We start from the raw sequence: 9,599 nt of genomic DNA, 5'->3' as shown, positions 1-9,599 counted from the left end.
GTGCAAAACCAGCTCATCGGCTCGCAGACGGAACGCTGGTAGTGGAGGAGCCCACTTTCGATCCCATCTCTGGCCGCGTGAATACCACGTGGTATTGGTCTGGCCCGGATGGGCAGGGGCACAAGTCTGCGTCTCTACGGTTGTACACCGTGACCGAACTTATCCATCTGCTGCAGTCTTCAGGATTACAGTTCCTGTCAGCTCACCAAGGATGTTCTGCAGAAGAATTTAAGGCTCAAGGACCAGAGATGGGCGGACGGATCGCAATCCTTACGGAATGCGTGTGACGGCCGTTGGATCGGAAGCGCGAACCGGATCTCGAACCCAGATCACTTCAGGATTGCCTGTCAGGACCTGGCCAGCCTTGCCACTTCTCCGAGCTGACACGAAGACATACGATATTCCTGTATGAGCCGTATCCTCATCATTGGTGCCACGGGAACTGTTGGCCGGCAGGTTGTCTCTCAATTGATGAGCTCGGACGTGCGAATCCGCGCGCTGGTTCGCAATCCGGACGCCGCTCGTTTGCCGCCACAAGTTGAGTTGATGCAGGGAGACCTCACTATTCCCGAGACTCTTGATAAATGCTTGATTGGTGTCGACACGATCTTCCTCGTGTGGACGGCGCCGCCATCCGCTGTTATTCCCGCTTTGGAGCGGATCGCGAAGCACGCACAGCGCATCGTATATCTCTCAGCTCCGCTCAAGACGTCACATCCTTTCTTCCAGCAGCCCAACCCATCCAGGACGCTGGCCGAGTTGATCGAGCGCAGGGCTTGAGTGGGCATTCTTACGGCCTGGAATGTTCGCCACGAATGCCCTGCGATGGTGGGCACCGCAGATTCGTTCGGATGCCGTCGTCCGCTGGCCCTATCTCTCCGCCCCTACAGCGCCGATTCACGAGCGCGACATCGCAGCAGTTGCGGCCCGCGTGCTGTGTGATGAGTTCCGCGCGGGAGCGGAGTATGTTCTAACCGGACCGGAATCCCTGAGCCAATTGGAGCAGATCTCCACAATAGGTCATGTGATTGGCCGCCCGTTGTGCATTGAAGAGATGTCGCCGGATGAGGCGCGGCGCGATTTGGCCACTCTCATGCCTGCCTCCGTCGTGACAATGCTGTTCGACGCGTGGGCTGCCGCAATCGGCCAACCTGCAGATGTTACGTCTACGGTCGCAGAAATCACGGGAGGTCCAGCACGGACGTTCCGCGAGTGGGCTAGCGATCACGTGGGAGAGTTTATTGCATAGAGATGGCGCTCTTTGGCGAATTGTGTCAGCATCGTCCGTCAACCGGAAGGTAGTTGCCATCGACTCTCAAGCCGACTCCGGAAAGCGGCGGGGCGTCATTATGCCGCAGGGACCTGCTGTTCGGCGTATAGTGAATCGCATCAAGGTGAAACAGCTATTCCAGAAACAGCGCGAATTGGTGTTGATGCTTGCGGCGCGGTTGGGGGCGATTTGCGGAGTCAAGGCTGTCGTGCTGGGTGGCTCACATGCACGCGGGGTTGCGCACCCGGGATCTGATATCGATCTGGGCGTTTTTTACTCGGAATCGGATCCATTCTCGATTCAATGCATTCGTGAGCTGGCTGGTGAACTCAACGACACGGCGGCGCCTGTTGTCTGTGGATTTTATGAGTGGGGACAGTGGGTGAATGGTGGGGCGTGGCTGACGATCGGCGGGCAGCGGGTGGATCTTCTTTATCGCGGTCTGGAGCACGTGGAGCGTGTGATCCGCGAGGCAGAGGCGGGGAGTTATCAGCTGGATTATGCGCAGCAGCCCCCATTTGGTTTTTTCAGTGCGACGTACTTGGGAGAGATCGCGGTTTGCATTCCCCTGTTTGACCCGGACGGATATGTCGAGAGACTGAAGCGGCTGGTGGTCAAGTATCCCGAGGCGCTGCGACGCGCGGTCGTGCAGGACCATTTGTGGGCTGCGGAGTTTGACCTGGTGGCATTTGCGCCGAAGTTTGCGGCTCGCGGAGATGTGTACGGGACAGCTGCTTGCCTGACGCGCGCTGTGAATCAGATCGTACTTGCGCTGTTTGCGTTGAATCGCAAATACCTGCTGAACGACAAAACTGCGCTCGCTGAGATCGCGGAGTTCGAATTGGTACCGGAGGAGTTCGGCTCACGCGTGCAGAAGACGCTTGCCGGTCTGGGTGAATCGGAAGCGTCCCTTGTGGTTGCGGTGAAGAGCGTTGAGGAACTTTTGCGTGAGAGTGTTGCGCTGGCTCAGGAGTTGTATCGGTCGCGTTATGAGTTGTTGGCTACGATTCGGCAAAGCTAATTGAATCGGTGCGAGGTCTCGTGGGACTGCGCTAAGGGACTGGCATCTCGGAATTCGTGTTGATCACGCCCGGTAGGGACTCGCAGCATTCGCCAAGTCGTTAGCGGCAGTGGCCCATCGTCACAACCCCTCAGTAGTTTATAGTTCCTCCTTACAGATTCGAGCGACTGGTGTCCTAATTGTCGGCTAACCGCACCTTACTCCCCTGGCGGGCCGATGGAGCAACTCCAGGCGTGCACTCTCGCCACCGCTTATCCGCACTGGCTACCCCGATGGATCAGCCGTCCTGCTCCGCTGTGGCACGTCAACGAATATCGTACCGTGGTGGTGACCGCCGGCTTACGGCCCTCAGTTTGCCTATTTTGCCTTACGGAAGATCTCGAAAACGATCGAAGTCAATACCTGCGACTCAGCTGGCTCTCCTCAATTACTACCATCTGCCCTATTCACTTCATACCACTGGCTACATGCTGTTCCGCTTACTCACCCAACTCCCTCGCCCATGGGAACGACTGGTCGCAGAATGGCCGTATGCACTGCACGGCGTGCCGGAGCTCTTTTGATCGCTGTCACGGTTCGTCGACCGAGTCACAATCTCTCTTCGCCGTTGCTCGGCTTGAGTGTCTACTGCGCGCCACTCTGGCAGGCAATCGAATCGTCAACTTGGGAGATCGGCTACTTGCCAGCCAGAGCCTGCTTTTGTTCGTCAAGAATGCAACTTGGGCCCTGATGCAGCCTGTGGCCGGCACCCAACATCGTGTCCTTCACACACTGCAGACAACGGAATTTCGCGTCCCGATGGGCTTCAACACACCCGTGAATGCCGACAACTGGCTGTCCGGCGGACCTCTGGCTGTTCGCCGTTCCATCCTCGCCGTGCTCGCGAGCCTGATCTTGCCCACCCAGGCCAGCGGCACCCTAATATCGCATTGCGGCAGGGGAAGGACATTTTGGAAGGCTATGAAGTCGCTCCACTGCTCCGAGGACCGCCAAGCCTTCAAGGACCGTGCCGGCCGGTGGAGCCCCGACCTGATCGATGCTGTGGAATTCTCATAGTATGAGCCCTTTTCTACTAGTTACAGATCAGGATTTCTACTAGTTAAGGTTACGAGCGGCAGCAAAAACGGCGACTTTCTACTAGTAAAGGAAAAAAGACAGTTACGGTGAGGTTCGCAACGGGATCTTCGATGAGAACGAAGGGGAGAAGCTCGGGAGCATAGTTCCAGTCGGCGTATCGAGTGTGAAGGAGGCGGCGCGAGTAAGTGAGTCCGATGGCGACGAGGCGCCGGTCGCGGGCTGCGCCGAGGACGATACGGCTGGAGGTGTTGGAGTACTCGGAGAACGCGCAGAAGGACTGACGGAAGGAGTAGGGTGAGGTTCCTGCGCGGGCGACAGCTCCGCGCATAAGCTAAGGAGGAAGAGGGCCAACAGACGAAGTGGGGTCATTGGATCAGGGTGTTATTGGACGCGAGTGTAGAGGTCAAAGGAGCTCGAGGAGGATGGCTGCCGGCGATAGTGCGACCAGACGGCGGCGAAGTCCTGGCTCTCAAGGAACCATGGAAGCATGTCGAAGGTTCTGCCTTCGAGAGCCTGACACGGGTGGTCCTGATTGCAGCGCTCGACCAGGATGAGTGAGGGTTGGAAGCGATTCAGGTCTTCGGTTGTCTGGGTGCGCTGGAGGGATGACAGCGGCGCGAGTCTTTCCGGAGAGAGACGTTTGAAGTTCCTCTCCTGAGCTGCCGGACCTTGTTCGTTCTGAATGATGGAAGGAAGTAGCCAGAGGCAGGGACCGCGCGAGCCCCATTCAAAGTGACGGTCAAGGACATCGCTCATCCAGTAGACGTTGGTTGAGAAGATGTAAACGGTCTGCGGCGGCTTGAAGTTCCTGAGGATGAGGTCAGCCTCGGAGCGCTGTGGATGGGGTAACGCGAGCCAGAAAGGGACCAGGAACGTAGCGGCGAGGCAGGCGAAGACTACGTTGGGTCTTACCTTGAAAAGATCAAGGCGTTGGATAAGAGGTTGGGCGAAGTTCACCAGCAAGATGCATATGGCCAGGATGAGGAATGCTCGTTGCGGGTAGCGATGGTAGGCCCAACCGGTGTGTTGAACGACATAGGCCACCATGGAAGCGAGGCTGCATGCCACGAAGACGAAGACAGGGAGTGCGACTCGCTGAAACCGGAAGAGAGCAAGAGTTAGAACGATAGTCGCGAATGTGATCAGCAGGTACAGCTTCAACGCGAGAACAAGGTCGAGAGCAGCGAAGGGTCCGTAGGCCCAATAGGCGTCGAGAAGGAGAGGAACGATCTGGGCCGTGTACCCCGGCGTCAGAATATGGACGGCCAGGAGATAGATGCCACAGGTGCCGATGAGCGTGAGCAACTCCGGACTTGCAAGCCGGTGAAGGTTGCGCCGGGCAATGAGCAGAACCAGCTCGGCGGCGATGAAGGCCAGGGCGTGCTGGGGCTTGAAGCAGACAGCTATCCCTGCTGCGAGACCGATGGTACAGCGCTCGACAAGGGAGAGCCGCTCCACAGCATTGGTAGCGACCGCGAAGAGATATGGAAGGGCAAAGATGACAAAGAGATGTTCTCTCTGACCGAAGTCGCGAAGGTCGATGCGAAAATCCGCAATGAGTATGACCAGACCGATCAAGGCGCGGATGGACGGAGGTGCGGTCGCCGGCGCACAGCCGAGGATTCTCAGGCACCAGGCAGCGCTCGCGAGCAGAAGAACGAGAACCGTCAGACCGAGGCAGAGGATGGGCGAGAGATGAGATATGCGGGAGAGGACGACGGGAACGGTAGAAAACCAGACGATAAGCGGAGGGTTGGTATCGGCCAGGTACGGGCCGTATAGCGCGGAGCCGCCGAGAAAGCGCTGGGCTGCGAAGAGATACCATGCCTGATCGTGGCCGGAGTACGCCGTACAGAGCAAGACACTCTGATGAAGGACGAGAAGAAATGCGCAGGAGAGAGAGACCAACAGCAGCGGAGATTGTGACCGGGACAGGCGTTGCTGCATCAGGCCAGCCTCTCGTTGAGGGCGGGCCGTGATGTCTCGCTGTCCTGCACGTCGTTCAAAAGCTGCTGCCGGTAGTCGATGAAGCATTTGTAGTCGGCGAGCGGGACGATGAGCCTTTGGACGCGACTGTTCAGCAACATGAGGATGGACGAGAGGGTAATGCTCAGCACCTGGACGAGGATGATGATCATGCCGAAGGACACAGTCGTCGCCCAGCCGGGGGTGGCGTGCAGCGGGAAGAACAACCTGAGCGTGAGAACGACAGCGATGGACACAGTGCTGAGGCTTACAAGCGCCAGGGTGACGAAGAGCAGACGAACGAAGATCGTCTCGGCGTAGACCGAGATGCCGCTGAACCCATGAACGACCAACGAGGTCATGTTCATCTTTGATTTGCCGGCGTAGCGGTGAGCGCGATCTACCGGAAGGGCGCGGATGGGAAGCCGTGAGCGCAGAACGGCGGCGGGAAGGTTGTTCCACAGATCGGAGACGCGAACGAGCCGTTTGACGCAGCTGCGGGAGAAGAGCGAGAAGTTTCCGAAAGCGATCTGCTTTCCGGTCAACATTCGGAAGGCGAATTTGTAGATGAGGTAGGAGAGCTTGAAGGTGAGATTCTCCGACCTGCGGCGACGGCGGGCGACGACGCAGAAGTCCTTGCCGTTGCCGACGGTCTCAAGGAGTTGTCCGATAACGTCGGGCGAGTCCTCGCCATCGGCGTCCATGACCAGAGCTGCGTCAAAGTTATCGTCTTCCGCGGCGACGCAGAGTCCAATTGCGATCGCCCGCTGATGGCCCACGTTTGAGTAGAGGTGAATAATCTCGACAGCCTCGAGATTTTTGAGAGTCGACAGATCGTCGAGATCGGCCTCGGGACTGTGCGTGGAACCATCGTTGACTACGCTGACGGCCATGCGCACGGGAAGGTCGGCGGCAACGCGATCGAGCTCGCGAATGAGGATGTTGAATGAGGCCCAATCGTTGAAGACCGGTACAACAAGCCGTAGTCTTTGCATGGCAGCCTTTCACCGGGCTGGTTTGCCCGACTTCGGGTTGGTTGAATCAGATGTGTCTGGCGCTCACGCCTCAGGTTTGCGCCATATTCCAATAATCGACTTGCCGACAGAATATCCAAGAACAGGGTCTACGACCTTGGAAACGGGGACGATCCATTTATCCCAGACGCCGATCTGGCTGCGGGTGGGCATGGATTGCTTGAGAAACAGCCGGTTGGCGGCAGAGGCCATGGTTCCGCAGGCATCCAGATAAAACATCCGTTCGAGAACGAGGTCGGGGGGCGAGACCTTCTTAAGCGTAGACCGGTTGTAGCGACGAAAGTGCCCGATGGACGAATCAAATGGAGTGAAGAGCCATTGATGGGCCGGGGAGAGAACGATGATGCGGCCGCGGGGCCTGAGACGTGCCGCGGCGGCTTTCAGCTCGGCTGCGTCATCTTCGATGTGCTCGAGGACATCGATGTAGACGATCGTGTCGAAGCGCTCGTCTTCGCCGAGCGTCAGCACGGTGCCGCAGACGTTCTGAAATCGATCTTCGCGGCCGAGGTTCTTGAAGCTTTCGCCTAATTGCACAGCGAGGTCGGGATCGGGTTCCAGGCCCACCCACCGGCCCGTGACTCCGTTGCACAAAAAGCTTGTGTTGGAACCTATTCCCGCGCCCACTTCCAGAACGTCGCCGGAGAGAAAGGAATTGAGTTGACGAGACCAGTATGTCTTCCAGTTTGTGGCTTCGGCGAACAGATCCAGTTCCGATCCGACATATCGAAAATCACTCATGTGTTTGGCTGTCCCCTGCTGGTATGACGTGACTTTCTAGTTTTAAGGCTAGCGTACCTGTCACGCTGTACTCAAATCCCGGAATAACGCTTGTTTGTTATCAATCTGTTTCCGGGATTTAACTGCAGATTCATTGCACTGAAATCCCGGAATGTTGCACTAAAATCCCGGACGAAGTTCAGGTGAAAGTTTTCCGGGATTTAGATGCAAAAGTGGCGCAACTGGGAAGCTGCGGGGGAAGCGGACTGGCTTCTGGCTCTGCCGCTCGGCCTCCTCGCTATCGCCTGTCTTCCACCTGGCGAACCCGACCGCCATCAGCACGTGACCGGCGGGCAAAGAATCCGCTGGATAGACGAGGCGTGCGAGGTCCATGGCATGTTCCGCATCGCGCAGCCCTTCAGCGCATTTGTGTTGCTCGCAACGCGCGTACGCTAGCGTGACACGCGCGCCGATGAGACCGACTCTGCCTGAGTCGCCCGCTGCGGTCAGGTTTGCCTTTGCCTCGGCTGCGATGTTCTCAGCACGTTTGAACTTGTGGCCGTCGAGAGCGAGTTCGGCCAGATGAACCTGACTGACTCCGAGCGCAGCGATATCGTCTTGCTTTCTGCGTGCGGCAAAACCTCTCGTCAGATATTGCTCGGCTTCGGCCCTGCGATTGTACGCGAGGTAAAGAACGCTTAGGTTGTCGAGCAAGGTCGCATAGTTTTTCTGCGCTTCGGGTGCGTTCCTGAGCAGACGAAGCGAGCGGAAATAAGCGTCTTCCGCGCGCGCGAAGTCGGCTTGCGCCGCATAGTCTGAGGCGAGCCGGCCCCAGAGATAGCCGATCTTTGCGTCGGGGAAGTGCTCGCGTTCTGCCAGGTCGATCATGTGGCGTTCTTGCGCGATGTCCTTCTGTGTCGTAGTTGAGAACTGCTGCGGGCGAGCGTGTTCGCAAACGGACAGAACGATGCAGAGAGTGAGGGCTTGCGTCCGGAAACGGACACACGGGTTCCTTCGATGACCAGAATGCAACATCGTCATAGAACGGAACATGGCGAACCTCCTCGATGATCCTGCGGGTTTGTCGTGCTCCAACTACCGCTTGGGCTGTATGGGGTCAGCTGCGGTTACTCCCTGTTTGCCGACGATCCGGGAGTTAAGTGACGAGAAGGGGTCCCGTCAGAAAACGGACAATAGAGCACGCTAGTGCGCCGGGAGACCGGCAAGGAGTAGCAGGTGCAAGTCCTGTGCAGCGTTAGCGTGGTGGAAGGCAACACGGACGGGCGCGATCTTGCGAGTGCCTGTACGGCCCTGCGTGGTCTTAGACCCTGGCATGCAGAGACGCTCTTTGTTCGGGAACCGGGAGATCTCCAGCCCGACCGCTCCGGTTTTCTCGGAGTGGTCCGCATCGGGAAGACGAGGAGTCGAAGCCGATGACGCACGGGCCGGAGAAGTCAGACCTTTCCACAGTAGCGATGAAGCTGACGAACAAGATCGGGCAACCGGAGGCGGAGTCAGTGGAGCGAAGGGAAAGGGCCGAGGGAAACATGGAAGGGCAACACATGCGCCGGACACAGAGCCGGGAAAGCGTGTCCCAGGGGCTTGACCGTGTACGAGAAGCAGCGCAGCAAAAGAAGAAGGAACGGTTCACCGCTTTGCTCCACTATGTGACGATCGATCGACTCATGGACGCCTTTTCCAGTCTCAAGCGGGAAGCGGCTCCGGGAGTGGACGGCGCAACATGGCAGAGTTACAAGCAGGACCTTGAAATCAACCTGATGAGATTGCACGAGCAAGTGCATCGAGGCACGTACCGGGCGCTTCCTTCCCGGCGGCGATATATTCCGAAACCCGATGGGCGGCAGCGCCCACTGGGCATCGCCGCGCTGGAGGACAAGATCGTTCAACGTGCGGTGGTGCAAGTGCTCAACGCAATCTACGAGGAAGACTTCCTGGGATTTTCGTATGGGTTCCGGCCCGGACGCGGACAGCACGATGCGTTGGACGCGTTGGCGGTCGGGATAACCTCGACGAAGGTGAACTGGATTTTGGACGCCGACATTTCCGGATTCTTCGATTCGGTCAGCCATGAATGGCTGATTCGTTTTGTGGAACACCGAGTTGGCGACAGCCGCATTCTTCGCCTGATCCGCAAGTGGCTAAAGGCGGGCGTCATGGATGATGGAAACCTTGTACCAACCGAGGTGGGCACTCCGCAAGGAGCCGTGGCCACTCCCCTTACACAAAAGGTAATTTCGAATTCGAGAGGGTCGTGACGGGCTGGCGGGGTATTCATCCAGTAATTGACCTGCGTCGTAATAGGTAATACGTTTATGACAAATGGCCCGATCGACCAAAGTGGACAAGGCTCGGCAGCTGAACGCCGCTTACGCCATGCTGCTGGCCCATGTTCCGTTGCCCGAGGCAATGCAGCGCTTATCGCGAGAGTTCGACCTGTCAGAGCGTCAAGCCTACCGGTACCTGGAGGAAGCGACACAGCTGAACCGGCCGGTCG

Annotated in this window: 11 protein-coding genes; 6 read left to right on the top strand and 5 right to left on the bottom strand. The window is 57.9% G+C overall.

From position 1 onward, the window contains the following. The 5 genes from Q363_RS43295 to Q363_RS28210 form a co-directional block, all read left to right on the top strand. Nucleotides 1-287: hypothetical protein (locus Q363_RS43295; RefSeq protein ID WP_211256402.1), on the top strand; the 287-nt coding region annotated here is incomplete at its 5' end. Nucleotides 288-408: 121 nt separating this feature from the next. Further along, complete coding sequence (locus tag Q363_RS43290) at nucleotides 409-780, top strand: SDR family oxidoreductase (RefSeq protein WP_211256401.1); 372 nt, start codon at nucleotides 409-411, stop codon at nucleotides 778-780. 22 nt (nucleotides 781-802) lie between these two features. Further along, nucleotides 803-1,249, top strand: coding sequence for a Rossmann-fold NAD(P)-binding domain-containing protein (locus Q363_RS43285; protein ID WP_211256400.1), 447 nt, complete (start codon nucleotides 803-805; stop codon nucleotides 1,247-1,249). A gap of 22 nt (nucleotides 1,250-1,271) precedes the next feature. Beyond that, entirely contained in the window at nucleotides 1,272-2,291 is a 1,020-nt protein-coding gene (locus Q363_RS28215; RefSeq protein WP_051979453.1) for a nucleotidyltransferase domain-containing protein, read from the top strand. Nucleotides 2,292-2,990: 699 nt separating this feature from the next. Then, nucleotides 2,991-3,347: a hypothetical protein gene (locus Q363_RS28210; RefSeq protein WP_157467737.1), complete on the top strand. Its 357-nt coding sequence runs from the start codon at nucleotides 2,991-2,993 to the stop codon at nucleotides 3,345-3,347. 49 nt (nucleotides 3,348-3,396) lie between these two features. Here Q363_RS28210 and Q363_RS28205 read toward each other — a convergent pair whose 3' ends face one another. From Q363_RS28205 to Q363_RS28185, 5 genes are all read right to left on the bottom strand, one after another. Beyond that, nucleotides 3,397-3,696: a hypothetical protein gene (locus tag Q363_RS28205; RefSeq protein ID WP_035357307.1), complete on the bottom strand. Its 300-nt coding sequence runs from the start codon at nucleotides 3,694-3,696 to the stop codon at nucleotides 3,397-3,399. Nucleotides 3,697-3,749: 53 nt separating this feature from the next. Next, the gene (locus Q363_RS28200) at nucleotides 3,750-5,315 is read right to left on the bottom strand and encodes a hypothetical protein (RefSeq protein WP_035357305.1); all 1,566 of its coding nucleotides are present in this window, start codon (nucleotides 5,313-5,315) and stop codon (nucleotides 3,750-3,752) included. Beyond that, complete coding sequence (locus tag Q363_RS28195; RefSeq protein WP_051979452.1) at nucleotides 5,315-6,328, bottom strand: glycosyltransferase; 1,014 nt, start codon at nucleotides 6,326-6,328, stop codon at nucleotides 5,315-5,317. Before Q363_RS28195 ends, Q363_RS28200 begins: the two co-directional genes overlap by 1 nt. A 63-nt stretch (nucleotides 6,329-6,391) precedes the next feature. Beyond that, nucleotides 6,392-7,105, bottom strand: a complete 714-nt coding sequence (locus Q363_RS28190) for a class I SAM-dependent methyltransferase (protein WP_035357303.1) — start codon at nucleotides 7,103-7,105, stop codon at nucleotides 6,392-6,394. Between the two features lie 159 nt (nucleotides 7,106-7,264). Further along, on the bottom strand, nucleotides 7,265-7,972 hold the full coding sequence (locus Q363_RS28185; RefSeq protein WP_035357302.1) for a tetratricopeptide repeat protein: 708 nt from the start codon (nucleotides 7,970-7,972) through the stop codon (nucleotides 7,265-7,267). A gap of 545 nt (nucleotides 7,973-8,517) precedes the next feature. Here Q363_RS28185 and Q363_RS28180 point away from each other — a divergent pair. Continuing rightward, a complete protein-coding gene (locus Q363_RS28180; protein WP_084080859.1) occupies nucleotides 8,518-9,360 on the top strand; it encodes a reverse transcriptase domain-containing protein in 843 nt (280 codons plus the stop codon). Nucleotides 9,361-9,599: the final 239 nt, after the last annotated feature.

The organism is Edaphobacter aggregans DSM 19364 (assembly GCF_000745965.1).
GTDB classification, from domain to species: Bacteria; Acidobacteriota; Terriglobia; order Terriglobales; family Acidobacteriaceae; genus Edaphobacter; species Edaphobacter aggregans.
This window is presented reverse-complemented; position numbering and strand designations above follow the sequence as displayed.

Bases quoted from the DNA above. Each gene is read 5' to 3' on its own strand.
- Q363_RS43290 (WP_211256401.1), top strand. From the start codon at position 409: ATGAGCCGTATCCTCATCATTGGTGCCACGGGAACTGTTGGCCGGCAG.
- Q363_RS43285 (WP_211256400.1), top strand. From the start codon at position 803: ATGTTCGCCACGAATGCCCTGCGATGGTGGGCACCGCAGATTCGTTCG.
- Q363_RS28205 (WP_035357307.1), bottom strand. From the start codon at position 3,696: ATGCGCGGAGCTGTCGCCCGCGCAGGAACCTCACCCTACTCCTTCCGT.
- Q363_RS28200 (WP_035357305.1), bottom strand. From the start codon at position 5,315: ATGCAGCAACGCCTGTCCCGGTCACAATCTCCGCTGCTGTTGGTCTCT.
- Q363_RS28195 (WP_051979452.1), bottom strand. From the start codon at position 6,328: ATGCAAAGACTACGGCTTGTTGTACCGGTCTTCAACGATTGGGCCTCA.
- Q363_RS28190 (WP_035357303.1), bottom strand. From the start codon at position 7,105: ATGAGTGATTTTCGATATGTCGGATCGGAACTGGATCTGTTCGCCGAA.
- Q363_RS28185 (WP_035357302.1), bottom strand. From the start codon at position 7,972: ATGATCGACCTGGCAGAACGCGAGCACTTCCCCGACGCAAAGATCGGC.
- Q363_RS28180 (WP_084080859.1), top strand. From the start codon at position 8,518: ATGACGCACGGGCCGGAGAAGTCAGACCTTTCCACAGTAGCGATGAAG.